The 23,510-nt window shown below is 66.6% G+C and carries 24 protein-coding genes, 1 tRNA gene and 1 pseudogene; 20 read left to right on the top strand and 6 right to left on the bottom strand.

Annotated elements, in window-relative coordinates:
• Positions 1-47 precede the first annotated feature (47 nt).
• Together AC1RT8_RS17685 and AC1RT8_RS17680 are read left to right on the top strand one after the other, a co-directional pair.
• Positions 48-626, top strand: a complete 579-nt coding sequence (locus tag AC1RT8_RS17685; RefSeq protein WP_493077030.1) for a sigma-70 family RNA polymerase sigma factor — start codon at positions 48-50, stop codon at positions 624-626.
• Positions 623-1,396 (top strand): anti-sigma factor, encoded by a 774-nt coding sequence (locus tag AC1RT8_RS17680; protein ID WP_493077028.1) that lies wholly within the window; start codon positions 623-625, stop codon positions 1,394-1,396. The genes AC1RT8_RS17685 and AC1RT8_RS17680 overlap by 4 nt, the downstream gene beginning before the upstream one ends.
• Before the next feature lie 189 nt (positions 1,397-1,585).
• Here the strand turns inward: AC1RT8_RS17680 and AC1RT8_RS17675 are convergent, their stop codons facing one another.
• On the bottom strand, positions 1,586-1,924 hold the full coding sequence (locus tag AC1RT8_RS17675; RefSeq protein ID WP_493077027.1) for a hypothetical protein: 339 nt from the start codon (positions 1,922-1,924) through the stop codon (positions 1,586-1,588).
• A gap of 121 nt (positions 1,925-2,045) precedes the next feature.
• Here AC1RT8_RS17675 and AC1RT8_RS17670 point away from each other — a divergent pair, with 121 nt between their 5' ends.
• From AC1RT8_RS17670 to AC1RT8_RS17660, 3 genes and pseudogenes are all read left to right on the top strand, one after another.
• A complete protein-coding gene (locus tag AC1RT8_RS17670) occupies positions 2,046-4,118 on the top strand; it encodes a hypothetical protein (protein WP_493077025.1) in 2,073 nt (690 codons plus the stop codon).
• 162 nt (positions 4,119-4,280) lie between these two features.
• Complete coding sequence (locus tag AC1RT8_RS17665; RefSeq protein ID WP_493077024.1) at positions 4,281-5,543, top strand: BtaA family protein; 1,263 nt, start codon at positions 4,281-4,283, stop codon at positions 5,541-5,543.
• 2 nt (positions 5,544-5,545) lie between these two features.
• Positions 5,546-6,190 (top strand): annotated as a pseudogene (locus AC1RT8_RS17660) (class I SAM-dependent methyltransferase); the annotation flags it as partial.
• Positions 6,191-7,101: 911 nt separating this feature from the next.
• On the opposite strand, the gene AC1RT8_RS17655 reads toward AC1RT8_RS17660, so the two are convergent.
• Complete coding sequence (locus AC1RT8_RS17655; protein WP_493077022.1) at positions 7,102-8,364, bottom strand: dicarboxylate/amino acid:cation symporter; 1,263 nt, start codon at positions 8,362-8,364, stop codon at positions 7,102-7,104.
• 75 nt (positions 8,365-8,439) lie between these two features.
• Between AC1RT8_RS17655 and glmM the strand changes: the two genes are divergently transcribed.
• The 6 genes from glmM (at position 8,440) to folP (ending at position 14,320) form a co-directional block, all read left to right on the top strand.
• Positions 8,440-9,780: a phosphoglucosamine mutase gene (glmM, locus tag AC1RT8_RS17650; protein ID WP_493077021.1), complete on the top strand. Its 1,341-nt coding sequence runs from the start codon at positions 8,440-8,442 to the stop codon at positions 9,778-9,780.
• 45 nt (positions 9,781-9,825) lie between these two features.
• On the top strand, positions 9,826-10,056 hold the full coding sequence (locus AC1RT8_RS17645; RefSeq protein ID WP_372857699.1) for a DUF1272 domain-containing protein: 231 nt from the start codon (positions 9,826-9,828) through the stop codon (positions 10,054-10,056).
• Positions 10,053-11,183 (top strand): bifunctional hydroxymethylpyrimidine kinase/phosphomethylpyrimidine kinase, encoded by a 1,131-nt coding sequence (gene thiD, locus AC1RT8_RS17640; protein WP_493077020.1) that lies wholly within the window; start codon positions 10,053-10,055, stop codon positions 11,181-11,183. The genes AC1RT8_RS17645 and thiD overlap by 4 nt, the downstream gene beginning before the upstream one ends.
• Positions 11,168-11,782, top strand: coding sequence for a ribonuclease HII (gene rnhB, locus AC1RT8_RS17635; protein ID WP_493077019.1), 615 nt, complete (start codon positions 11,168-11,170; stop codon positions 11,780-11,782). The genes thiD and rnhB overlap by 16 nt, the downstream gene beginning before the upstream one ends.
• A 201-nt stretch (positions 11,783-11,983) precedes the next feature.
• A complete protein-coding gene (locus tag AC1RT8_RS17630; protein WP_493077017.1) occupies positions 11,984-13,135 on the top strand; it encodes a site-specific DNA-methyltransferase in 1,152 nt (383 codons plus the stop codon).
• Positions 13,136-13,249: 114 nt separating this feature from the next.
• On the top strand, positions 13,250-14,320 hold the full coding sequence (gene folP / locus AC1RT8_RS17625; protein ID WP_493077015.1) for a dihydropteroate synthase: 1,071 nt from the start codon (positions 13,250-13,252) through the stop codon (positions 14,318-14,320).
• Here folP and AC1RT8_RS17620 read toward each other — a convergent pair.
• The 3 genes from AC1RT8_RS17620 to AC1RT8_RS17610 all read right to left on the bottom strand — a co-directional run bounded on the left by AC1RT8_RS17620 (position 14,313) and on the right by AC1RT8_RS17610 (position 16,406).
• Complete coding sequence (locus tag AC1RT8_RS17620; RefSeq protein WP_493077013.1) at positions 14,313-14,747, bottom strand: anthrone oxygenase family protein; 435 nt, start codon at positions 14,745-14,747, stop codon at positions 14,313-14,315. The genes folP and AC1RT8_RS17620 overlap by 8 nt on opposite strands.
• Positions 14,744-14,887 carry a hypothetical protein gene (locus AC1RT8_RS17615; protein WP_493077011.1) on the bottom strand — a complete coding sequence of 48 codons (144 nt, stop codon included), beginning with the start codon at positions 14,885-14,887 and terminating at the stop codon, positions 14,744-14,746. Before AC1RT8_RS17615 ends, AC1RT8_RS17620 begins: the two co-directional genes overlap by 4 nt.
• A 97-nt stretch (positions 14,888-14,984) precedes the next feature.
• Positions 14,985-16,406, bottom strand: a complete 1,422-nt coding sequence (locus AC1RT8_RS17610; protein ID WP_493077009.1) for a sigma-54-dependent transcriptional regulator — start codon at positions 16,404-16,406, stop codon at positions 14,985-14,987.
• A 143-nt stretch (positions 16,407-16,549) separates the two neighbouring features.
• Between AC1RT8_RS17610 and AC1RT8_RS17605 the strand changes: the two genes are divergently transcribed.
• From AC1RT8_RS17605 to AC1RT8_RS17565, 9 genes are all read left to right on the top strand, one after another.
• Entirely contained in the window at positions 16,550-16,675 is a 126-nt protein-coding gene (locus AC1RT8_RS17605; RefSeq protein ID WP_372857685.1) for an aa3-type cytochrome c oxidase subunit IV, read from the top strand.
• A gap of 10 nt (positions 16,676-16,685) precedes the next feature.
• Positions 16,686-17,807, top strand: a complete 1,122-nt coding sequence (locus AC1RT8_RS17600; RefSeq protein ID WP_493077007.1) for an NAD(P) transhydrogenase subunit alpha — start codon at positions 16,686-16,688, stop codon at positions 17,805-17,807.
• Positions 17,804-18,604, top strand: a complete 801-nt coding sequence (locus AC1RT8_RS17595; protein ID WP_493077005.1) for a hypothetical protein — start codon at positions 17,804-17,806, stop codon at positions 18,602-18,604. Before AC1RT8_RS17600 ends, AC1RT8_RS17595 begins: the two co-directional genes overlap by 4 nt.
• Positions 18,605-18,616: 12 nt before the next feature.
• Entirely contained in the window at positions 18,617-18,916 is a 300-nt protein-coding gene (locus AC1RT8_RS17590) for an NAD(P) transhydrogenase subunit alpha part 2 (protein ID WP_301083971.1), read from the top strand.
• Between the two features lie 29 nt (positions 18,917-18,945).
• Positions 18,946-20,358, top strand: a complete 1,413-nt coding sequence (locus tag AC1RT8_RS17585) for an NAD(P)(+) transhydrogenase (Re/Si-specific) subunit beta (RefSeq protein WP_493077004.1) — start codon at positions 18,946-18,948, stop codon at positions 20,356-20,358.
• A 249-nt stretch (positions 20,359-20,607) separates the two neighbouring features.
• The gene (locus AC1RT8_RS17580) at positions 20,608-21,546 is read left to right on the top strand and encodes a hypothetical protein (RefSeq protein ID WP_493077003.1); all 939 of its coding nucleotides are present in this window, start codon (positions 20,608-20,610) and stop codon (positions 21,544-21,546) included.
• A gap of 114 nt (positions 21,547-21,660) precedes the next feature.
• Positions 21,661-21,736, top strand: a tRNA-Val gene (locus AC1RT8_RS17575).
• A gap of 202 nt (positions 21,737-21,938) precedes the next feature.
• Entirely contained in the window at positions 21,939-22,448 is a 510-nt protein-coding gene (locus AC1RT8_RS17570; protein ID WP_493077002.1) for a PilZ domain-containing protein, read from the top strand.
• A gap of 126 nt (positions 22,449-22,574) precedes the next feature.
• Entirely contained in the window at positions 22,575-22,847 is a 273-nt protein-coding gene (locus tag AC1RT8_RS17565; RefSeq protein ID WP_493077000.1) for a hypothetical protein, read from the top strand.
• Between the two features lie 4 nt (positions 22,848-22,851).
• Here AC1RT8_RS17565 and AC1RT8_RS17560 read toward each other — a convergent pair whose 3' ends face one another.
• On the bottom strand, positions 22,852-23,415 hold the full coding sequence (locus AC1RT8_RS17560) for a helix-turn-helix domain-containing protein (RefSeq protein WP_493076998.1): 564 nt from the start codon (positions 23,413-23,415) through the stop codon (positions 22,852-22,854).
• Positions 23,416-23,510 lie beyond the last annotated feature (95 nt).

The raw sequence follows: 23,510 nt of genomic DNA, 5'->3' as shown, positions 1-23,510 counted from the left end.
TGCGCGCGGGATTGCCGCGCATACCACGCCCGGCTAGCGTCGCGGCCGTGACGGAGTCGACCCAAGCCGCCCTGCAACAGGCCGATGCGCGTCTGAAGCTGGTCGAGGCACTCGTCCGGACGGGACATGAGGACCGGACGGCCTTTCGCGATCTTTATTCGCTCACCTCCGCGAAGCTTTTCGGCATCTGCTACCGTATCTGCGGCGAAAGGCAGGCGGCGGAAGATGTGTTGCACGACGTGTATCTGACGATCTGGAAACGCGCGGGCGCTTATGAGCCGCACCGCGCGAGCCCGATCACCTGGCTCGCCACGATCGCGCGCAACCGCGCGATCGACTGGCGCCGGGCGCAGAACGTGCGCCGATCGACCCCGATCGAGGACGCGCCGCCGATCCTGGACGAGGCACCGCTCGCCAGCGAGACGATGGTCGCAGACGAGGAAGCGCACCGGCTGCACGGCTGCCTCGAGACGCTCGAGGATCGCCAGCGCGGCGCGATCCGCACCGCCTTTTTCGACGGCGTCACCTATGCCGAACTGGCCGAGCGCGAGTCCGTGCCGCTGGGCACGATGAAGAGCTGGGTCCGGCGCGGCCTCGCCAGGCTCCGGGAGTGCCTCGAGCGGTGAGCGACGATCGCACCCCCCAGTCCCCCGGCGAGTCGCCGGGTGACGATGCGCCCGACGTGGCGGCCGCCGAGCTGGCGCTGGGCATCATCGACGGCGAGGAGCGCGCGGTCGCGCTGCGCCGTGTGCTCGCCGAACCGGGCTTTGCGCAGCAGGTCGAACGGTGGCGGCACTATCTTGCCCAGTTGTTCGATCTCTGGCCCGCAATTCCCGCGCCCGCGGGCGTGCTGGAGCGGGTCGAATGGACGATCGACGGCCCGGCCGCGATGGATGTGCCGACCCCGCCGAACCGCCGTTTCTTCTGGCCGGCGGCAGCGGGCATTTCGAGCGTCGCGGCGGCGGCGTTGCTGCTGTTCATCGTGATGCGGCCGATCGAGCGTGCACCTCGCCCGGTGCAGCCGGCTGCGAAGCCGACTGCGACGATCGCTGCTCCATCGCCAACCATGCTGGTCGCCTCGATCGCCCCGGTCGAGAAGGGCGTGCCGGTGACGGCGATCTACGATCCGGCTTCCGGCGCCCTGCGCTTGACCCCGACTGCGCTGGCCGATGCCAATCGCAGTGCCGAGCTGTGGGTGATCGGCGGTGACGGCGTGCCGCATTCGCTCGGCCTGCTGCGTCAGGCGGGCGCGTCGAGCCTCGCGGTCAACGCGGCCAATCGCGCGCGCCTGGCGGCGGGCGCGACCCTGGCTGTCTCGCTCGAACCGATCGGCGGTTCGCCGACCGGCCTGCCGACCGGACCGGTCGTCGCCACGGGCGCGCTCTCCCAGGTCTGAGTCCTGATCCGAAAAAATTTGCGGGTGCATGCATCCGACTGGACTCCACGCGCGTATTAGCTTCGTCTTTCCTTCCCAAGCGAAAGGCGAGTAACTTAGGGGCCGCACATTCCCCCTCCTTTGCGGCGCCGTGCGTACGGACCTGCCGGCCCCCTTCGCCGGCAGGTCCTTTGCGCTTATGCAGCCCGATCAGCGTTGCTTCTTGGCTGTGGTCGCGGTGAAATCCGGGTCCTTCTTCGCCACCCAATCGACGAATTTGCGCACATTGGGGTTCGCCAGCAGGCCCTCCACATCCATCCCGTGGCGCTGCAGTTCGGCATTGGTGAAATTGGCGGTCAGCGTCTGCTGGCAAATCGGGTGCATGGGCACGACGTCACGTCCGCCCCGGCTCTTGGGTACGGGATGGTGCCAGACGATGGTCTTGCCGGTCGGCCTGCCGCAGAGCCAGCAGACGACCACCTCCGCCGGAGCCTCCTCCTCGCGATGCAGGTCTCCATAGGGATCTTTTCTGGAATTCCTGCGGGTCATGGGTCGATCCGAATGCCTGAATGTGCGCTGCCCGCCTATAGCGGCGCGGTCGGCCTTACCACACCCGCCTTTCCGACCCCGTTGCGATTGCCGCGTGAATTGCTGCTAAGGCGCCTTCCCGATGCTCAGGAAATCTCCCCGCAAGGCCGCCATCGCCCTCGGCCTGATCGTTCTGGCGGTGACGGCGGGTGCCCTTTGCCTGCTGGTGGCGCTGGGCTGGTTCGCGCCGCCGCCAACAAGGGTCGGCTGGCCGGCGGCGCTGACGACATTGGCCGGCGACGGCGTACGGGGCCATGCCGATGGTGCGCCGACAAAGGCGCGCTTCATCGATCCGTTCGCGGTGGCGATCGATGCGCGGGGCGCGCTGTACGTGGCGGACGCCAGTCGTATCCGCAGGATCGATCCCGACGGAAATGTCACGACCTTGCCGGGATCGTTCGACACGCCCTCCGGCCTTGCGCTCGACAATGCGGGGAACGTCATCGTCGCGGACACCGGCAGCAACAGGATCCGCAGGATCAGCCCGGACGGGGCCGTGACCACCATCGCGGGGGACGGGACGGCGGGCTATCGCGACGGCCCGGCGGCGCAAGCGCGCTTCAACGGCCCGATCGGCGTTGCGGCCGACGACAAGGGCAATGTCTATGTCGCGGACAGTTATAACGATCGCATCCGCCTCGTCACCGCGGACGGTCAGGTGCGGACCCTGGCGGGCCAGGACGCCCCAGGCTTTGCGGATGGACCGGGTTCGATGGCGGCGTTCGATACGCCGACCGGGATCGCGCTCGACCGGCATGGCGCCGTGCTCGTCGCGGACACCGGCAACGACGCGGTCCGGAAGATCGAGCCGGATGGCCGCGTCTCGACGCTCGCCCATACGGATCCCAGTGATGGCGCCGGCTTGCTGAACGGGATCGTCGGCCTGGTGCCGACATGGGACGGCTTCCTCTACCTGGCCTCCTTCGATCGCGGACGCATCGTGCAGATGGCACCCTCGGGCGCGCTCCGCGTGCTCGCGGGCACGGGATCGACGATCGACGGCAACGCCGCGCTGGGGCTGACCGGTCCCGCCGGGCTCGCGCTCGATCGGGCGGGCGCGCTCTATGTCGCCGATGCGTCGGCCTATGCGATCCGCAAGCTCAGTCCGCGCGTCGCCGGCGCCGCAGCGACCGCCCCGGTCATGCCGGACCCTGCGCTGCCGGCGCTGGTGCAGGCGCGCATATTCCCCTGGCCGTTCAGGCCCCAATTGGGTTGGCACGAAGTGGTCGGCGACATGGGGGAGGTGCGCGGCAATTATAAGGGCGAAAGCCGCGATCATCTCCATGCCGGCCTCGATATCAGTGCCCCGGTCGGAGCGACGGTCGTCGCGTCCGCGGAAGAGACGGTGCGCGATCCACTGCCCAATTGGGGCGTCGAAGGCTTATCCGAAGGCCTGCGCCTCGATCAGATGACGTACATCCACATGCGCGTCGGACGCACCGCGACCGGCGCGCCGCTCGATCCGGCGCGCTTCCAGCTCGTCCGCGATGCGGAGGGCCGAGTCACCAGGGTCCGGGTCAAGCGCGGCACCCGCTTCCGGGTCGGCGATCCGCTCGGCACGATCAACCGCATGGCGCATGTCCATCTCGAACTCGGACCGCCGCGCGCCAAGGTCAATGCGCTGTTGCTGCCCTTTCCCGGCTTTGGCGATCATGTCGCGCCGCATATCGACGACGTGCATATCCTCGATGCCATGGATCGGCGCCTGACCGAGGTGGAGAACGGGCGCCTCATTGTGCCCGCCGCCGGGGGCGCCGTCAGCATCGTTGCCGAGGCCTGGGATCAGGTCGACGGCAATGCCCCCCGCCGCCGCCTCGGCCTGTACCAGGCAGGCTTCCAGATCCTGAAGGCCGACGGAACGCCGGTGCGCGGTTTCGAACAGCCACGCATCACGCTCGAATTCGATCGCATGCCGACCGCGCCCGATGCGGCGAAGATCGCCTATGCCCCCGCGAGCGGCGACGCGGTCCATAGCGATCAGCGGACCCGCTTTCTCTACGTCGTCACCAACCTGGTGCGCCACGGCCGCGCGGCGCCGGGCGGCTGGAACCCGGCGGATCTGCCGCCCGGCGATTACACCATCCGCATCTACGCCGCCGACCGGGCAGGCAACGTCGCATCGACCGGACGCGATCTCCGGATCGCGATCCGCTGAGCCCATATTTGGAGGCGCGCGAAGCGACGCTAAGCCACCGTTCCGCCGCGTCCTCCTCCCGATGCCCTTTCATTTTGGACGCGGGGCCGTCATGGAAGCGTCATCGGATTGTCCTAGCGGGGCGTGGGCCCCGCTTGTCGCAGGTCCGCGAGGAGAGTTTCCATGGCCGTCGCCGATCGATCGCCCAACGCTTCCAAGAACCCCAATGCTTCCAGGAACGGGGCCGTGCGCGCTGCCGTGCACCGGCATGATCATCTGTCGAAGCAGGGCCTGCTCGAACGCGCCTTTACCTTCGCGTTTCGCGGTCTCGTCTATGCGCAGATTTGGGAAGACCCGGCGGTCGACATGGAGGCGCTGGCGATCACGCCCGACAGCCATGTCGTCACCATCGCCTCGGGCGGCTGCAACGTCCTGTCCTATCTGACCGCCAATCCGCGCGCGATCACTGCGGTCGATCTCAACACCGCGCATATCGCGCTCAACAAGCTGAAGCTCGTCGCCGCGCGGCGCCTGCCCGGATACGAGGCGTTCCACCGCTTCTTCGGCAATGCCAACAGCCGCGCCAATATCCTCGCCTATCGCACCTATGTGCGCCCGCAGCTCGACGAGACGACGCGGCGCTATTGGGAAGGGCGCGACATGATCGGCCGCCGCCGCATCGGCGGCTTCGCGCACGGCGTGTACAAGCGCGGGCTGCTCGGCAATTTCATCAGCGTCGCGCATATCCTGGCGCGGCTGAACGGCCTCAACCCGAAGGTGCTGCTCAAGGCCAATTCGATCGAGGAGCAGCGTGAGATCTTCGACCGCGAATTCGCGCCGATGTTCGACAAGGGCTTCATCCGCTGGCTGACCGATCAGCCGGCGTCGCTGTTCGGCCTGGGCATCCCGCCCGCGCAGTACGAGGCGCTGGCCGGCGACGAGAAAATGGCGACGGTGCTGCGCGAGCGGCTCGAAAAGCTCGCCTGCGATTTCGACCTGAAGGACAATTATTTCGCCTGGCAGGCGTTCAACCGCGGTTATGGCGAGGGTCCGGCAGCGCCGCTGCCGCCCTATCTTCAGCGCGAGCATTATGAAGAGATCGTCGAGCGCGTCGACCGGATCGAAGTGCGCCACATCAACTTCACCGATTATCTGCGCAGCCGTGAGGATGCGTCGCTCGATCGCTACATCCTGCTCGACGCGCAGGACTGGATGACCGACGAGCAACTGACCGATTTGTGGACCGAAATCACGCGCACCGCGAAGCCCGGCGCGCGGGTGCTGTTCCGCACCGCGGGCACTGCGACGATCCTGCCGGGCCGGGTGCCGGATGCCGTGCTGGGGCGCTGGGAGTACCGCGCCGAGGACTCGCTCGACTATACCAAACGCGACCGGTCCTCGATCTATGGCGGCGTGCACCTGTACGTGCTGGGCGACGCAGCCTGAACATGGATTCAGGCCATGCGGGTCACATGGATGCGATCTACCGGACGCAGCGCCATTTCTACGACCTGACCCGCAAATATTACCTGCTCGGCCGCGACCGGCTGATCCGCGAACTCGCCCCGCCCCCCGGCGGCAGCGTGATCGAGATCGGCTGCGGCACCGGGCGCAACCTGATCGTCGCGGCCCGGGCCTGGCCGAACGCGCGCTTCTACGGGATCGATATTTCCGAGGCGATGCTGGAGACGGCGCGGAAGAATGTCGCCAGGGCGGGGCTGGCCGACAGGATCGTCTTCGCCCAGGGCGATGCGACCGCGTTCGATGCCGAGGCGCTGTTCGGCGTCGCCCAGTTCGACCGGGTGTTCCAGAGCTATACCCTGTCGATGATCCCCGACTGGCTCGGTGCGATCCGCGAGGGCGCCGGCAAGGTGGCGCCGGGCGGTCGGCTCGACATCGTCGATTTCGGCCAGCAGGAGGGGCTGCCCAAGGCGTTCCACAAGCTGTTGCTGGCATGGCTGGCCAAGTTCGACGTGTCGCCCCGCGCGACCTTGCGGAACGCGGTGGAGGAGATCGCCGCGGCGCAGGGGCTGGGTGCCGCGTTCAAGCCACTCTATCGCGGCTATGCCTGGTCGGCGCGACTGAGCCGCCCAGCGGTGGCGCCTTTGCGAGAACAAAAGGCTGGGGCTTTTGATGAGCGACGCTATCCGGACGGCAAAGATTTTTCGTGGTTAGCGAGCGATGGTGACGGCCACGTTGCCGTTCTGGTAACTGCTGGCAAGGCGCCTGTGCCGTCCTCAGCTTTTTCGCGCGCGGATATACTGGCTGAGGACCATGAGGAACTCCTCTGGGAGATGCCCAAAATTTGCGAAGCGCAGCTAGTGATGCCTGGTTATGAGCGCGCCGACTTCCCCCTGCTTGCCGAACGCGGTCTGACGGTTTTCGACTGGACGGACATGCACCGCGTCGCCGTCGACTACGTCCATGCATACGAAGTGGTCGCGCGGCCCGGCGTGGCCATTACCGTCGACGATCTTCCCGAGAAACTGCGTCCGGTCGCACGCGATCTCGTGTTTCCCGATATCCGCTTCAGCGACGTACGATCGTTCGACCCACGACACTGGGTCAAGACCCTCGACGCGCTTTGGCAGGGCTAGTCTGCCGTTCGCCAGAGCTTTGCATGCGATGCTCAGTCGGGGGCACTGGGCCGGACTTAGCGCCGGATCGATGGGCGTTCGATTCAACTGTGCCGCGGACCATGCCAGCGTTGGATCGGGCGGCGCGCACTCCCGGCCCCGTCCCGCTCTTTCTCAACTTGAAGATTGCAGGATAATTCGCGCGCTGTTTTCCGCGATAACAGCGGTGGCGGCCCGTTGTTTTTCCGCTGTTATGCCCCTGTTACGGCGTAACAGGGAAAATGGCCTTCAAGTCATTGGAAGTGCTCCGGAAATTCGGGCGCAAAATCCAACATAACAGCGGTAAAAAAATTTCGGCGAAATAACAGGGAAAAACAGCACCTTTTGTTGGATTCGGTGCGCGCTGGACCGGCAGCCCGGCGCTCGCCCTATGCCCGGAGCAGAGCATCCCCCTCTGTCTCGGGGACCTGCCCGCTGCGGGCCGACACGGTCACCGTCGTCGCCAGGTCCATCGTCACATTGCCCAGCGTGCGGAAGATGTCGGGGATGGTCTCGACCGCGACCAGCAGGCCGAGCGGGGCGACCGGCACGCCCATCGCGATGCAGATCGGCGCGATCGAGGTGACGAAGCTGATCTGCCCCGGCAGGCTGACCGCGCCCATGGTGGTGATTGCGGCGACCGCCACGCCGGCGGCGAGCTGGACCGGGCCGATCGGCACGCCGAACCAGTAGGCGACATAGATGGCGACCGCGAGGTTCATCGGCGGGCCGGTGACGCGGAAGATCGCGACGGCGAGCGGCAGGACCACGCCCGAGGTGGCGACGGGCACGCCGAGCCCCTCCGCCCCGCGCAGCATCGCCGGCAGCGAGGCGAGCGAGGATTGGGTGCTGATCGCGACCGCCTGGGACGGCGCGGTCGCGCGGACGAAGCGCGCCAGGCCGATCCGTCCGCCGATCGCGCCGATCGGGAAGGACGCGATCCAGACGATGATGCCGATCGCCGAGATGATCAGGACATAATGGAGCAGCGCGCCGAACGCGGCCGTGCCGGCCTTCGCGCCGACGACATAGGACAAGGCCAGCACGCCGATCGGCGCGAGCCACAGCACCCAGCCGATGACGATCAGCATCGTGTCGGCCACTGCCTGGAAGAATTTGGTGAGCAGCAGGCGCGGCTCGGCCGGCAGCCGGGTGAGCGCGAAGGCGAACACCAGGGTGAAGAGGATCAGCGGCAGGAAGGCGTTGTTGGCGGCGGCGGCGACCGGGTTGCTGGGTACGATCGAGGCGATGAACTCGGAAAAGGGCGGGATGTCGCCGACCGGCGGGGTCTCGCCGAGCGCGGTGCGGAGCGCGGCCGCTGCCTCGGAGGGGAGCGGGAACCAGCCGAGCAGCAAGGGCGTCAGGATCGCGGCGAGCGCCGAGAAGGACCAGAGCAGGCCGATGAACAGGGCGAGCGCACGGCCGGCGACCCGGCCGGCGCGGGCGGCCTCCGCCGTCGCGGCGACGCCGGTGACGAGCAGGGACACGACCAGCGGGACGATCGTCATCTGCAGCGCGTTGAGCCAGGCAGTGCCGACCGGCTGGGCGACGACGATGCCGGTATCGGCGGCGGAGGGCGCCCAGGCGGCGATGCCGATGCCGATGGCAAGACCCACAACCAGGGCCAGGAGAATGCGGGTTGCTTGCGACATGCTCGCCCTTCGACCTATCCGGCGCTATCACGCCGCCTCATGGATTGGGTTGCATAGCTGAACGGACGCGGGACGATGGCAAGAAAATATTTCGGTACCGATGGCATTCGCGGCGCGACCAACATTTCGCCGATGACCGCGGCGATGGCGATGAAGGTCGGCATGGCGGCGGGCGCGCATTTCGTGCGCGGCGACCACAAGCACCGCGTGGTGATCGGCAAGGACACGCGGCTGTCGGGCTATATGCTGGAAAACGCGATGGTCGCGGGCTTCACCAGCGTCGGCATGGACGTGGTGCTGGTCGGCCCGATGCCGACCCCCGCGGTCGCGATGCTGACTCAGTCGATGCGCGCCGATCTGGGCGTGATGATCTCGGCCAGCCACAACCCTTATGCCGATAACGGCATCAAGCTGTTCGGGCCTGACGGCTACAAGCTGTCCGATGCCGACGAGATGGCGATCGAGGCGCTGATCGACGGCGAAGTGCCGCTGGCCGCATCGCCCGATATCGGCCGGGCACGGCGCGTCGAGGATGCCCGCGGGCGCTATATCCATTTCGCGAAGTCGACCTTTCCCGGGCATCTGCGGCTCGACGGTCTGAAGATCGTCGTCGATTGCGCCAATGGCGCTGCCTATCAGGTCGCGCCTTCCGCTCTGTGGGAGCTGGGCGCCGAGGTGATCGCCATCGGCACCACGCCCAATGGCAAGAACATCAATGACGGGGTCGGCTCGACCGCGCCGCAGGTGCTGTGCGAGACGGTGGTCGCCTCCGGCGCGGCGATCGGCATCGCCCTCGACGGCGATGCCGACCGGCTGATCGTGGTCGACGAACAGGGCCATGTCGTCGACGGCGACCAGCTGATGGCGACGATCGCGAGCGGCTGGGCGCGGCAGGGAAAGCTGGCCAATGGCGGGCTGGTCGCGACGGTGATGTCGAATCTCGGGTTGGAACGCCATCTCGCGGCTCAGGGCATCGAGCTGATCCGCACCAAGGTCGGCGATCGTTATGTGCTCGAGGCGATGCGCGCGCAGGGCTATAATGTCGGCGGCGAGCAGTCCGGGCACATCATCCTGTCCGACTATGCGACGACCGGCGACGGGCTGGTCGCGGCGCTGCAGATCCTGGCCGAGCTGGTCGAGAGCGGCGTGCCGGCGAGCGAACTGCTCCACCGCTTCGAGCCGTTGCCCCAGCTGCTCAAGAATGTGCGCTTCAAGGGCGGCAAGCCGCTCGAAGCGGACGCAGTGAAGGCAGTGATCGCCGAGGCCGAGGCCGAGCTGGACGGCAAGGGCCGGCTGGTGATCCGTCCCTCCGGGACCGAGCCGGTGATCCGGGTGATGGCCGAGGGCGATGACCCGGTGCAGGTCGAGCGGGTGGTCGACCGGATCTGCGACGCGGTGCGGGTGGCGGCGGGGTAACTCCCCTCCCATTTGTGGGAGGGGAGAAGAGGGAACGGAATTACGATGCTTGAGATGCGCCCCGATTGCGAACGCTGCGGCACGGAGCTGCCCGCCGACGAGGCAGGCGCGTTCATCTGCTCGTTCGAATGCACTTTCTGTGCGACCTGCGCTGAGGCGATGGACGATCGCTGCCCCAATTGCGGCGGCGAGCTGATGGACCGGCCGGCCCGGGTGGACGAGGCGCTGGTGCGCTATCCCGCATCGACCGAGCGGAAGTTCAAGGGCCGGGCGTGACGCCGCGCATCCTGATCATCGCCGGCTCCGATTCGGGTGGTGCTGCCGGCATCCAGGCCGACATCAAGACCGTCACCATGCTCGGCGGGCACGCGATGACCGCGATCACGGCGATCACCGCGCAGAACACGCTGGGGGTGCAGGGGGTGCACCAGATCCCGACGGCGATGGTGATCGCCCAGATCGATTCGGTCATCAGCGACATCGGCGTGGACGCGGTGAAAATCGGGATGATCGGATCGGTCGAAACCGCCAGAGCGGTGGCGGATCGGCTGGAGGCAATGCCGGGCGTACCGATCGTCTTCGATCCCGTCATGGTCGCGACTAGTGGCGCGACTCTGGCTGACGAGGCCACGATCGCCGCCTTCGCCCGGCTGATGCGTATCGCCACGGTGACCACGCCCAACCTGCCCGAGCTCGACGCGCTGGGCGGCGAGGCGGCAGTGCGCGATTGCACCGGCGCGCTGCTGGTGAAGGGCGGGCACGGTGACGGCGCGGAGGTGATCGACCGGCTGCTGCTCGCCGATGGCGGCGAGATTCGCTGGACCGATCCGCGGATCGAGACGCGGCACAGCCACGGCACGGGCTGCACCCTGGCGAGCGCCATCGCGACCGGAGTCGGGCGTGGCCTGACCCTGGCGGATTCCGTCGCGCGGGCGCGATTGTTCGTCCGGCTGGCGTTGCGCGAGGCGCCTGGCTTCGGCAGCGGGCATGGTCCGATGGGCCACCAGGCAGTGCGGCTCGACAGCGATCTAGGCGGCGCGATGCTCAACCAGGTCACCCTGCCGCTTGCCGATTACAACGCGAGCGCGGCCTTTTACCGCCTGCTTGGCCTGCGCCAGATCGTCGAATCGGCGCCGCGCTATGCCCGGTTCGAAAGCGCCGGCGGCGCCACGCTGTCGATCGAGACGGCGGACGAGATCGCGGGCAAGCCGGTGGTCTTCCTCGAATGCGGCGATCTGGAAGGACTCGTCATGCGGCTGCGAGAGGCCGGCATTGCCGTGTCCGATCCCATCCTCGAAGACTGGTGCTGGCGCGAGGCGCGGCTCGCCGATCCCGCCGGCAATGCGATTTGCCTCTATCAGGCTGGCGAGAATCGGCGTTTTCCGCCATGGCGTTTGCCGTGACCCGCCCTTCGCTCAAGCATGAAAAGCTCTGCCTCGCGCCGGTCGCGGGCGTGGACGAGGCCGGGCGTGGGCCGCTCGCCGGACCGGTGGTGGCAGCGGCGGTGATCCTGCCGGCCAGGGGCGTGCCGCGCGGAATCGACGATTCGAAGAAGCTCAGCGCCGCCGAGCGCGGGCGGCTGCATGATCGACTGCGCGACTGCGCGGTGGTGGGCGTGGGCATCGTCGAGGCGGACGAGATCGACCGGCTCAACATCTATTGGGCGACGATGAAAGCCATGACCTTGGCGGTCGAGGCGCTCGGCCAGGTCCCCGCGCATGTCCTCGTCGACGGCAATCGCCTGCCGCGCTGGACTCATCAGGCGACCGCGATCGTGTCGGGCGACGCGATCTCGCTGTCGATCGCCGCCGCATCGATCATCGCCAAGCACACCCGCGACACGATCATGATCGCGCACGCCGAATCGCACCCGCATTATGGATGGCATTCGAACAAGGGCTATGGCTGCCGCGCGCACCTCGATGCGCTGCGAATTCATGGCCCGACGCCGCTGCACCGGCGCAGTTTCGCGCCGGTCGCCCAGGCCTGGCTTGATTTTTAGGCCATATCCCGGTCTGTGAGTCTTTTCGGCCACACACCACGGATTGAGTCCCTGTGGATAACTCGACTCAACATCTGGATGGCTTCCTAAAATGTTCCGGTTTGTTAACGATTTGGCAACCGGAATCGTTAACTAAACTCTGCTTGACCCGAGTCCGTACATCCGCAGGGATGCGCCGCTCTTCCAAGGGGGTGACTAAAGATGGGTGTGATCGAGAAGGTTAAGGCGCGCGCGATTGTGCCGGTGGCAGACGCGTTGCCGAAGGCCGAATTGCCGCGAGCCGAACTCCCACTAGACAGCATCATCATGCAGGATTGCATCACCGCGATGCGGGCGCTGCCGGCCAAGTCGGTCGACCTGATCTTTGCCGACCCGCCCTACAACCTCCAGCTCGGCGGCGACCTCAGCCGGCCCGACGGCAGCCATGTCGATGCGGTGACCGACGATTGGGACAAGTTCGATTCGCTTGCCATCTACGACAAGTTCACCCGCGCCTGGCTGACCGAGGCGAAGCGCATCCTGAAGGACAATGGCGCGATCTGGGTGATCGGCAGCTATCACAACATCTTCAAGGTCGGCAGCGCGATCCAGGACCTGGGATACTGGATCCTCAACGACATCGTGTGGCGCAAGGCCAACCCGATGCCCAACTTCAAGGGCACGCGCTTCACCAACGCGCACGAGACATTGATCTGGGCGTCGATGGGCGAAAAGGCGCGCTACACCTTCAACTATCGCAGCATGAAGACGCTGAACGACGAGCTGCAGATGCGCAGCGACTGGGAATTCCCGATCTGCGGCGGCCAGGAACGGCTCAAGCGCGACGGGGTGAAGGTGCACCCGACACAGAAGCCCGAAGCGCTGATCTATCGCATCCTGCTGGCGTGCACCAAGCCCGGCGACGTGGTGCTCGATCCCTTCTTCGGCACCGGTACGACGGGTGCGGTGGCCAAACGCCTGGGTCGGCGCTGGATCGGTATCGAGCGCGAGGCGGATTATTGCGCCGCCGCGCGGGAGCGGATCGAGGCAGCGCTGCCGCTCGACGAATCCTCGCTGGTGACGATGCAGTCGCCCAAATCCGCGCCGCGCGTCGCCTTCGGCACGATCGTCGAGAATGGCATGCTTACCGCCGGCGCAGTGTTGACCGATTCGAAGCGCCGCCACCGCGTGACGGTGCGTGCCGATGGGTCAGTGATGAGCGGCGATATCACAGGCTCGATTCACAAGCTTGGTTCGACCCTGCAGAACGCGCCGGCCTGCAATGGCTGGACCTTCTGGCATTACGAGACGCCCGAGGGGCTGAAGCCGATCGATGCGCTGCGGCAGGAATATCTCCTGGCAACGCAGCCCTGATCATCTCCGTCACCCCGGACTTGTTCCGGGGTCCACCGTGCCGCAAGAATCGATCGCTCATTGCTTGCGGAACAGTGGATGCCGGAACAAGTCCGGCATGACGAAGGAAGCGACATGAAAAACGCCCTCCACCTCCGCCCCGTCCAGTTCGTCGACACCCCCGTGGGCCGCGACGGCGAGGTTGCGCGGCTGGCGGGCGGGATGACCTGGTTCTCGGCCTATGAGGTGATCGAGGGCGGCAAACGCCGCACCGTGCCGATCGCCGAATTCGAGGCGGCGCTCGGTACGAACGAGCAGGCAGTCAAGCTCCATGCGGCAATCACTGCGCCGCGCCCCGCACTGACGCTGGGCGACCGCGTGCTGCGGTTCGACCAGCCGAGCGTCGCGGCGATCCTCAACGTGACGCCCGACAGCTTCTCCGACGGCGGCAAGCTGACCGACCCGGCGGCAGCCGCCGAGGCCGGGTTCGACCTCTCGGTCAAGGGCGCGACGATGATCGATGTCGGGGGCGAATCGACCCGGCCCGGCGCGCCGCTGGTGTGGGAGGGCGACGAGGTGAAGCGCGTCGTCCCGGTGATCGAGCGGCTGGCGAAGAGCGGTGCGCTGATCTCGGTCGATACCCGAAAGGCGGTGGTGATGGAGGCGGCGCTGGCCGCGGGCGCCGCGATCGTCAACGACGTGTCCGCTTTGTTGTGGGACGACCGAGCGCTGGACATGGTCGTGCGGGCCGGCTGCCCGGTTATCCTGATGCACTCGCCCGATCCGAAAAAGGGCCCGCATGGCGGCGAGGGGTATCGCGATGTGCTGACCGAAGTGTTCGACTGGCTCGAGGTACGCGTCGCGGCGGTGGCCGCGGCGGGGGTCGATCGGGCGAAGATCATCGTCGATCCCGGCATCGGCTTCGGCAAGTCGCTGCAGGACAATCTCGCGCTGATCAACGGGCTGGCGCTGTTCCACGGCCTGGGGTGCCCGATCATGCTCGGCGCCAGCCGCAAGCGGATGATCGGGGCGCTGTCCAACGAGGCGCCGGCCGACCAGAGGCTCGGCGGGTCGATCGCGCTGGCGCTCAAGGGGATCGAGGCGGGCATGCAATTGCTCCGCGTGCATGACGTGGCGGAGACGGTGCAGGCGCTCCGCATATGGCGCGGGCTGAAGGACGCCGCGCTGGTCGCGCGGATCACCTGACCGGGGCAAGCGCCCAGATATAGCAGGCCATCGCCGCCAGGCCGAACAGGGTGCGCGCGGCGTGGAGCCGGCCCCAGCGCTTGATCAACGGGCGGATCGGCACCGGATCGTCCTCGGCCTTGATCGCGGCGAGCCGGTTGTTGACCGGCAGGATGATCACCAGCGTCCAGGGCAGGTTGGTCAGCATCAGCAGAGCGCCGAGCAGGAACGGCCATTGGCCCCCGGTCCACCAGGCGGCTGCGCCAAGCCCCGCGCCGATCAGCGCGAGCGGTGCCTGCATCAGCGTGCCGCGCTTGTAGGCGGGCAGCCATTCCGTCAGCAGCGCGCGGTCGTCGAGCTTCAGCCGGGCAGGCTGCTCGGCGACATTGATATAGAAAGCTGCCCCGGCGAACAGCGCTGCGACGGCGATGGCGAGAAGCCCGGTCATGCCGGCCTCGGCAGGTCGACCACGCGGTGGGCCTTGGCGGGATCGCCGCCGGGCCTGGCGACCGCCACGCCCGCGGCGGCGACGGAGGCACCGGCCAGGCCGAGTTCGATCAGGGTAAAGCGCGAAATCTCGTTCGGCATGCGGATATCCTCCCGGCTTCTCACGGGAGTCGCGAGCCGTGGAGAATCCTATAGCATTTCCGGCAACGAGTGACGAGGTGATACCGGGAACGTCCGCTCAGGCCGCGTTGTCGATGCCCAGTTCGCCAAGCTTGCGGTAGAGCGTCGAGCGGCCGATCCCGAGCCGGCGGGCGACCTCGGTCATGCGGCCGCGATAATGGCCGATGGCGAGGCGGATCACATCCGCTTCGATCTCTTCCAGCGCGCGCAAATTGCCGTCGGCGTGGAACAGGGTGACTCCGCCGCTGGTCGCCATCGGCGAGGGCCCGGGCGTGGTGTGCCGCTGTGAGCCGAGCGCCGCGATCTGCGGGAAATCGAGCCGGGTCAGCGCGTCGCCGTCGCAGAGCACGGCGGCGCGGAACAACGCGTTCTGGAGCTGGCGGACATTGCCCGGCCAGTCATATTTGCCGAGCAGCGCCAGCGCATCGTCGGTGATGCCGAGTTCGCGCAGGCCCGGCTGCTCGGCGATTCGTGCGAGCAGGTGGCGGGCGAGCGCGGGAATGTCGCCGGTGCGTTCACGCAAGGGCGGGATCGTCACCTGGACGACGTTGAGGCGATAATAGAGGTCCTCGCGGAAACGGTCGGCCTCGACTTCCTCGATCAGCCGCTTGTTGGTCGCGGCGATCACGCGGACATCGACTTCGCGGGTATGACGCGCGCCGATCGGCTGGATCTCGCCCGATTGCAGCACCCGGAGCAGCTTCACCTGCGCTTCGAGCGGCATTTCGCCGATCTCGTCGAGGAACAGGGTGCCGCCGTCAGCTTCCTGAAAACGGCCGATCTTGCGTTCGAACGCGCCGGTGAAGGCGCCCTTCTCGTGCCCGAACAATTCCGATTCGACCAGGTTGGCGGGGATCGCGCCGCAATTGACTGCGATCATCGGCTTCTTGCCGCGCGGAGAGGCTGCATGGATCGCCTCGGCCACCACTTCCTTGCCGACGCCGCTTTCGCCCTCGATCAGCACGGGTACGCGCGCACGGGCTGCCTTGGCGGCGATGGCGAGCGCGGCGCGGAAATCGGGCGCCGAGCCGACGATCTCGTCAAAGGCGAGCAGGGCGGGAATCTTCTCGGTCAGCGGGCGCAGCTCGCCCGCGGCCTTGCCGGCGACGGCGGCGTCGAGCGCGCAGAGCAGGCGTTCCGGGGCGAGCGGCTTCACCAGGAAGTCGCTCGCACCGGCGCGCATCGCCGCGACGGCATGCGCCACGGAGCCGTTTGCGGTCAGCATCAGGAGCGGCAGCGCGGGGCGGCGCTGGCGGATTTCGGTGATGAGCGCGGTCGCGTCGGCGTCCGGGGCCCAGTGATCGAGCAGGATCGCATCGAGCTGCATGCCGTCCTGCGTGCCCAGCATGGCGATCGCCATTTCGCCGTCATTGGCGAAGACGGCGCGCCACCCGCGGCGCGCTGCGAGCGCAGCGACGAGACGGCGCTGCGCCGGTTCGTCGTCGATCAGCATCAGCAATCGCTGTCCGTTGCGCGTCATTCCGCTTGTCCAATCGTCCCGGTTCAAGCGGTAACCATAGACCTTAGGTGTAAAAGCGCCCTTAAACGCCCCAAGGCGGGACTTGAGGGACAGCGCATCGCCCGCTAAGCAGCCCGCACGGAGTTACAGGCAGGGGACGACCGATGGCCGGAGACGGCGAGATCAAGGTTCACGAAGCGACCTACCATCAGGTCATCGCGCTGCTGAAATGGGGCGCGGTTGGCTGTTTCCTGATCGCCTTTCTGGTGATCTGGCTGATCGCCGGTTAAGCGGCCGCGGGTGAAGATCGCAGTCCTCAAGGAGCAGGCCGACGGCGAACGCCGCGTCGCCGCGACCCCCGAAACCGTCAAGAAGTTCATCGCGCTCGGTGCCGAGATGGCGGTCGAATCGGGGGCTGGTGACACGGCGTCCTGCGCGGATGCCGACTATAAAGCGGCGGGCGCGAGCGTCGGCACGCGGGCGGCGACCCTGAAGGGCGCCGACATCATCCTCGGGGTGCAGGGGCCTGATCCCGACAGCCTGAAAGGCGCCGTACCGGGCGCCTGGCTCGCCGCGAGCCTCAATCCCTTCGGGGAGCGCGCGCGCGTCGAAGGCTATGCCAAGGCCGGCATAGAGGCGCTGGCGATGGAGTTCATGCCGCGCATCACGCGCGCTCAGTCGATGGACATCCTCTCCTCCCAGTCGAACCTGTCGGGATACAAGGCAGTGCTCGACGCCGCGGCGGAATATGGTCGCGCCTTTCCGATGATGATGACGGCGGCGGGCACAGTCTCCGCCGCGCGCGTCTTCGTGATGGGCGTCGGCGTCGCGGGGCTGCAGGCGATCGCCACCGCGCGGCGGCTCGGCGCGCAGGTCTCGGCGACCGATGTGCGCTCGGCGACGAAGGAGCAGATCCAGTCGCTCGGCGCGAAGCCGATCTTCGTCGAGAATGTCGTCGGCATCGAGGGAGAGGGATCGGGCGGTTATGCCGGCGAGATGAGCCCGGAATATCAGGCGGCGCAGGCCGAACTGGTCTCGGGCCATATCGCCAAGCAGGACATCGTCATCACGACGGCGCTTATCCCCGGACGTCCGGCGCCGCGCCTCATCTCGGCGGCGCAGGTCGCATCGATGAAGCCGGGCAGCGTGATCGTCGACCTAGCGGTCGAGCAGGGCGGCAATGTCGAGGGCGCGGTCGCAGGCGAGGTCGTGACGGTCTCCGGCGTGAAGATCGTTGGCCATCGCAACGTGCCGAGCCGGCTCGCGGCGGATACATCGGCCCTGTTCTCGCGCAATCTGTTCAACTTCCTCAGTGCCTTCTGGGACAAGGAAGCGGGCCGGCCAGTTCTGGACGAGGAGATTGGCGACGCGATCCGGCTGACCAAAGACGGCAAGGTCGTGAACGCAAGGCTGCTCGGGTGAAAGTGCCACGGGCTCAGCGTGCGACAGGGCTATTGCTTTCGTTGTTCCTATTTGTCGGCGCAGCGCCTGATCCCAGTCCTTATGAGACGGAGTATGTCGTAACCGCAGAGATCGACGCGGCCGGCTGGCAGACGCACGCGTTGAAGAATGGCGATGACGTATTTCGGCAGCGTTTGAGTTTCGCGAATCTCGCGGTGGCGGATGTCGCTCTGACGGAAGCTAATAACGGTGAAGAATTTATTCCTTCCGGTGAACAATACTTCAGGGCGGCGACCGATGGGCCGGAGCTTTGGTGTACGGCCAACATGAAGATGCCGAGCAACGGGTTTGCCCGAGACGTCATCGGGCGTGTGTATAGCCAATACTGCATCTTGGACGCCAATAAGGATGGCGTGTTCGACAGCTTTTTTAAACGCGCTCGAACGATACCTGTGTTTCCAAATGTTCGTGGAAAGATCACGCCAAATCCGCGTCCGATCCGACCTCTGCGTTTGACACGTGTCGATCCCGCTACATTACGAACAAATTACTATGTCGGCGTATCATTTTTGCGGGCAAGCGGGAAAGATAAGGCTTATCCGCAATTTATTATGTTCGCCAGCAGCGATTCGGGCCGTTTTCCTCTCACTGGATGGGCGCGCGGTACGGCAGAATCAAAGCAATTGTTGAATGTCGAGGATGCGGTGATCGAAGTGACAGTCGCCTCGGGTGGATTTGCGGCGAAGGTGGTTCGGCCGTTCATGACAGGACCGCAGCGTATTCGCGGCACAAACTGCGGCCTAATCAACGGTTGCTAGCGAGGGGCTATCATGGACTTCATCTCGATCCTGTCGATCTTCGTCATGGCCTGTTTCGTGGGCTATTACGTCGTGTGGTCGGTCACGCCGGCGCTGCACACGCCGCTGATGGCGGTGACCAATGCGATCTCCTCGGTCATCATCGTCGGCGCGCTGATCGCCAGTTCGGCGGCGGCGGGCGGATCGGCCTCGTCGAAATGGCTCGGGCTGCTAGCGGTGGTTTTCGCCAGCGTGAACATCTTCGGCGGGTTCGCCGTCACCGAGCGGATGCTCGCCATGTACAAGAAGAAGGAAAAGCCCGTCGCGAAGTGAGCGGTGTGAGGTTTTTGGGGGTTTAGCACATGCACGAAGCAGCACCGGTCAATCCCTGGGTAGCGCTGGCGTACCTGATTTCGGGCGTCTGCTTCATCCTGGCGCTGCGCGGCCTGTCGTCCCCCGCCAGCTCCCGGCGCGGCAATCGCTACGGCATGATCGGCATGGCGCTGGCCGTCGGCACGACGCTGTTCATCCATGAGGTCGCCTCGCTGCCCGAGATCCTGATCGCGATCGCGATCGGCGCCGCGATCGGTATCGTCACCGCCCGGAAGATCGCGATGACCGACATGCCGCAGCTCGTCGCGGCCTTCCACTCGCTGGTCGGCATGGCCGCGGTGCTGGTCGGCGTGGCGGCTTTCCTCAATCCCGAAGCCTTCGGCATCATGGGCGCGGACGGCGAGATCCTCACCGTCAGCCGGATCGAGATGGGGCTCGGCGTCGCGATCGGCGCGATCACCTTCTCCGGCTCCGTGATCGCTTTCCTCAAGCTCAACGGCAATATGGGCGGCAAGCCGATCATGCTGCCCGGGCGTCACATCATCAATCTCGGCGTGCTCGCCGGCATTCTCGGGCTGATCGCCTATTTCACTCAGGACCAGAGCCCCTGGATCTTCTGGACCGTCATGCTGCTCAGCTTCGCGATCGGCTTCCTGCTGATCATCCCGATCGGCGGCGCCGACATGCCGGTCGTGGTGTCGATGCTCAACAGCTATTCGGGCTGGGCGGCGGCGGCGATGGGCTTCACCTTGCACAACACCGCGATGATCATCACCGGCGCGCTGGTCGGATCGTCGGGCGCGATCCTCAGCTATATCATGTGCCGCGCGATGAACCGCAGCTTCATCAGCGTGATCGCGGGCGGCTTCGGTGGCGACAGCTCGGCCGGCGGTGCGGCGGCCGCGACCGACCGGCCGTGGAAGCGCGGGAGCGCCGAGGATGCGGCCTTCCTGATGCAGCAGGCCGAGCAGGTCATCATCGTGCCCGGCTACGGCATGGCGGTCGCCCAGGCGCAGCATGCGCTGCGCGAGATGGCCGACAAGCTGAAGGAGCACGGTGTCCGCGTGAAATACGCGATCCATCCGGTCGCGGGGCGCATGCCGGGGCATATGAACGTGCTGCTGGCCGAGGCGAACGTGCCCTATGACGAGGTGTTCGAGCTTGAGGACATCAACAGCGAGTTCGCGCAGACCGACGTCGCCTTTGTCATCGGCGCCAATGACGTGACCAATCCGGCGGCGAAGACCGACAAGACCTCGCCGATCTACGGCATGCCGGTACTCGACGTGGAGAAGGCCAAGACCGTGCTGTTCGTGAAGCGCAGCATGGGCGGCGTGGGCTATGCCGGCGTCGACAACGACGTCTTCTACATGGACAACACCATGATGCTGTTGGCCGACGCCAAGAAGATGGTCGAAGAGATCGTAAAATCCCTGGATTGAGCACGGGCGCTCGATCGGCTTCCAGGAGGCGTCCCATCGCCTGGTCGCGTCCGCGCCCAGCGCCGGGAAGGCATCGATTGCATCCATTTCGGTTGGAAGTGCTGCGCCGGTGTCGCAGGCTTTGAGCGGTTTCGGCGCTCATACATCCATTATGGACGTACTCATGGCTAACCCATTCCTTCCAAGTGCGTATTTTTACAGGATTCCGGGCCGAGGGGGCGACCGGACCGCACGATGGTGGGGGCTATGATGCATTCGGCGACGGACGCGACCTACACCATGACCGTTCCCGCGCTGATCGTCGCTGACGACGGCGCGGAGGCAATGGCCGCGCTGGAAGCGATCTCGCTCGCCGGCGGCCGCTCGCTTGGCCGGGTCGGCTGGGCGGACGCTGCGGAGCGCCTCCAACAGCATAGCGTGCTGGGCCTGCTGGTCGTCGAAGCCGAGGATGTTCCCGATGCCACCATTGCTGCCGTCCTGCCGCTTGTCGATGCCCTTGCTCGGGCCATCGACGCGCGCGTCGTGGTCTCCTTCGCCCGCCATCAGATCGATCTGGTCGCGGCCCATCTGTTCGGCGACCATGTCGACCTGCTCTGCTCCCCCTCGGTCGCCGACCGGGTGGCAGCACTCGCGGTCGCACTGATGCCGCGCAACGGCCGGCTCCAGGACTCGCGGCGCGACGCCGAGTCGATGCGCCTGAGACAGCTGAACAAGGAGATCGCGCGGATCGCGGAGATCATCGCCCGCCTGAACAACGAGGGGGAAGGCGAGTCCGTGGACGGCGGTGCGGGCCTGAAGGGTCATTCGACCGATCGCGACGAGGCGCCCGAGCATGATTCGCCACCGGTCACCGCGCGCGACGTGCGCGAGGTGATCCGTGCGCGACGGCTGCGCGACCAGTTCTTCGAGCGCGGTATGTTCGAGGATCCCGCCTGGGACATGCTGCTCGACCTGTTCGCGGCCGAGCTGGAGCAGACCCAGGTGTCGGTATCGAGCCTGTGCATCGCCGCCGCGGTCGCGCCGACCACGGCGCTGCGCTGGATCGCCAAGATGACCGAGGCCGGCGTGTTCGTGCGCCACGCCGATCCCTTCGACAAGCGCCGCGCGTTCATGGCCCTGTCGCCCAGGGCGCGGGACGGGATGCGGGACTATTTCGCGGCGGTGAAGCGGGGCGGCCCGGTCGCTTGAGGCTTGCTCCCAACGCTTGACCCTTGCTCATCGCCGCTGGCGGTGGCAACGCGCGCTATTCCAGAGCAGCGATTTTCGAATCGCCGGGTAGCGCCGGCGCGGAATTGCCTGTGAGGGCGATTAGCTCAGTTGGTAGAGCGTCTCGTTTACACCGAGAATGTCGGCGGTTCGAGCCCGTCATCGCCCACCATCCCCTGTATTTCGAGCGATGCCGCCAGTCCTTCCTTGCGGCTCCATCTGCGCATCGCCGCAGGCGGACACCTGGGCCAGTACGTACAAGTACGGCATCCATGGAGTGAGCGTCGTTCATCAAGACGGGGGATACCGGCACCCAGGAGCAATGGCGCTCCCGATGCCCGACAGCTGCGCCGGGCCAGCGCGGAAACCGGCTGATGGAACGATCCTTTTTGTACACGGACCGCGAGACCTTTTCTCCGGAAGAAGAAGCGGCGGAGATCGGGACGATTCCGGCTGTCGCCCGATCCGAAGGCGCGCCGGAATCCGGAGACGGCGAGCCGACAGCTGACAGCGCCGGCCCACTAAAGCTGCGCTCGCCGCGTCAACAGCTCTTGCTCGGCGCTGAGATTGCCGGGTTCGGCCGCAGACCATCGACGAAACACCGCATCAAGAACCTGTCGGCGACCGGCGCGCGCGTGGATGGCGCCGCCTTTTTGAAGCCGGGAGAAGCCATATCGGTATCGATCGGCGCGCTTGAGGCCATCGAGGCCATGGTGGTCTGGGTCGACGGCGCGGTGGCAGGATTGAAGTTCGCAGTACCCATCGATCCGGATGCGGCCCGGTCGAAAACCATCGTTTCGAACGGCAAGGTCGTTCCTGCCCCAGTCAACCGCGACCCGTCGCCGACCGCTGGTTGGGTTGCCGAGCTGAAGAGCCCCTATTGAGCGACGCTGAAGCGCAGATTGTCTGATTTCCGGCGTGATGACGGTGCCTGCCCTTTGACCGGGGGAGAGTCTTGCGCGAAGAGCGGAAGCGCCCTCTCGCGGGCAGACGACCATGAGGCAGGGATCATGACCACATCCGACGAGCGGCTGAACAAGCTGCTGGAGAATTTCATGGGACATGTCATCTCGCTCGACGGCGTCCGCATGGCGCATCGGCACGTCATGGCCGAGCTGCTTGCCCGCCTGCCGGACAGCGATTTCGTCGATGAGCTGATCGCCGGTGCCGACGCCAACGAAGCCGAGCCGGGCGAAATGCGCCGCATGGCGGCCTATCGGGCCGAGCTGGATGCGCTCGTCGAGGAAGCCCGGGCGACGCGCGAGCAGCGCGGCGAGAGCTAGGCGCTCAGAGCGACCTCAGCAGCCGCACCGCCCGTGCGATCCAGGGTGGATCGGCCACGACCTGCTGGCGTGCGCCGGCGCCCAAAGGCAGGATCTGGAGCTTGCCCTCCTCGCGGCCGATCAACCGCCCGAACAGGAAGCGGCCCGCCGGGCGTGGCACCAGCACGTCGCGGTTGAGCGCACGGGCATAGACGTCCGGCGCTAGCATCTCGCACCATAGTTCGTCGCCGGCGCGGTAGTCGCCGATGCCCGCGGCGATCACGACCGCGGTCAGGCCGGGCGCGGGCAGTGGCGGGGCGACCGTCGCCGGGCGCCTGGGGGCATGCGCGCCGCTGGCGTCGAGTACCGCCGCCACGGCGATCTCGGCGCGGTCGGGCAGCCTGACCAGGTCGGCCGCGGTGACGCCGAGCGCATCGGCGATTCGGTTGAGCCAGCCGACCGATACGGTGCGCGTGCCGGTCTCGAGCCGCCCGATGGTCTGCGCGGTGGTGGGCGGTACGCAGCGGCGGGCGACGTCGTCGAGCGTCAGCCCCTTGGCGCGACGCACTTCGCGGATCGCAGTGATCATTGACCCTCTCCTAACCAGATCGGTTTGCCATTATCTCCCAAATGCGCCAGTGCGGCAAGGCTGCGACATTTCGTGCCGCAGCGCACATAAACGGG

Source organism: Sphingomonas sp. GW821-FHT10F11 (assembly GCF_058809095.1).
The sequence above is the reverse complement of the archived record's forward strand: the minus strand, read 5'-3'. Positions and strand labels throughout refer to the sequence as shown.

Coding starts and splice junctions, on each gene's coding strand:
- rnhB (WP_493077019.1), top strand. CDS start 11,168: ATGGCGTTTGCCGTGACCCGCCCTTCGCTCAAGCATGAAAAGCTCTGC.
- glmM (WP_493077021.1), top strand. CDS start 8,440: ATGGCAAGAAAATATTTCGGTACCGATGGCATTCGCGGCGCGACCAAC.
- AC1RT8_RS17570 (WP_493077002.1), top strand. CDS start 21,939: ATGGAACGATCCTTTTTGTACACGGACCGCGAGACCTTTTCTCCGGAA.
- AC1RT8_RS17620 (WP_493077013.1), bottom strand. CDS start 14,747: ATGACCGGGCTTCTCGCCATCGCCGTCGCAGCGCTGTTCGCCGGGGCA.
- AC1RT8_RS17585 (WP_493077004.1), top strand. CDS start 18,946: ATGCACGAAGCAGCACCGGTCAATCCCTGGGTAGCGCTGGCGTACCTG.
- AC1RT8_RS17630 (WP_493077017.1), top strand. CDS start 11,984: ATGGGTGTGATCGAGAAGGTTAAGGCGCGCGCGATTGTGCCGGTGGCA.
- AC1RT8_RS17670 (WP_493077025.1), top strand. CDS start 2,046: ATGCTCAGGAAATCTCCCCGCAAGGCCGCCATCGCCCTCGGCCTGATC.
- AC1RT8_RS17590 (WP_301083971.1), top strand. CDS start 18,617: ATGGACTTCATCTCGATCCTGTCGATCTTCGTCATGGCCTGTTTCGTG.
- folP (WP_493077015.1), top strand. CDS start 13,250: ATGAAAAACGCCCTCCACCTCCGCCCCGTCCAGTTCGTCGACACCCCC.
- AC1RT8_RS17610 (WP_493077009.1), bottom strand. CDS start 16,406: ATGACGCGCAACGGACAGCGATTGCTGATGCTGATCGACGACGAACCG.
- AC1RT8_RS17645 (WP_372857699.1), top strand. CDS start 9,826: ATGCTTGAGATGCGCCCCGATTGCGAACGCTGCGGCACGGAGCTGCCC.
- AC1RT8_RS17580 (WP_493077003.1), top strand. CDS start 20,608: ATGCATTCGGCGACGGACGCGACCTACACCATGACCGTTCCCGCGCTG.
- AC1RT8_RS17665 (WP_493077024.1), top strand. CDS start 4,281: ATGGCCGTCGCCGATCGATCGCCCAACGCTTCCAAGAACCCCAATGCT.
- AC1RT8_RS17565 (WP_493077000.1), top strand. CDS start 22,575: ATGACCACATCCGACGAGCGGCTGAACAAGCTGCTGGAGAATTTCATG.
- AC1RT8_RS17560 (WP_493076998.1), bottom strand. CDS start 23,415: ATGATCACTGCGATCCGCGAAGTGCGTCGCGCCAAGGGGCTGACGCTC.
- AC1RT8_RS17675 (WP_493077027.1), bottom strand. CDS start 1,924: ATGACCCGCAGGAATTCCAGAAAAGATCCCTATGGAGACCTGCATCGC.
- AC1RT8_RS17655 (WP_493077022.1), bottom strand. CDS start 8,364: ATGTCGCAAGCAACCCGCATTCTCCTGGCCCTGGTTGTGGGTCTTGCC.
- AC1RT8_RS17605 (WP_372857685.1), top strand. CDS start 16,550: ATGGCCGGAGACGGCGAGATCAAGGTTCACGAAGCGACCTACCATCAG.
- AC1RT8_RS17615 (WP_493077011.1), bottom strand. CDS start 14,887: ATGCCGAACGAGATTTCGCGCTTTACCCTGATCGAACTCGGCCTGGCC.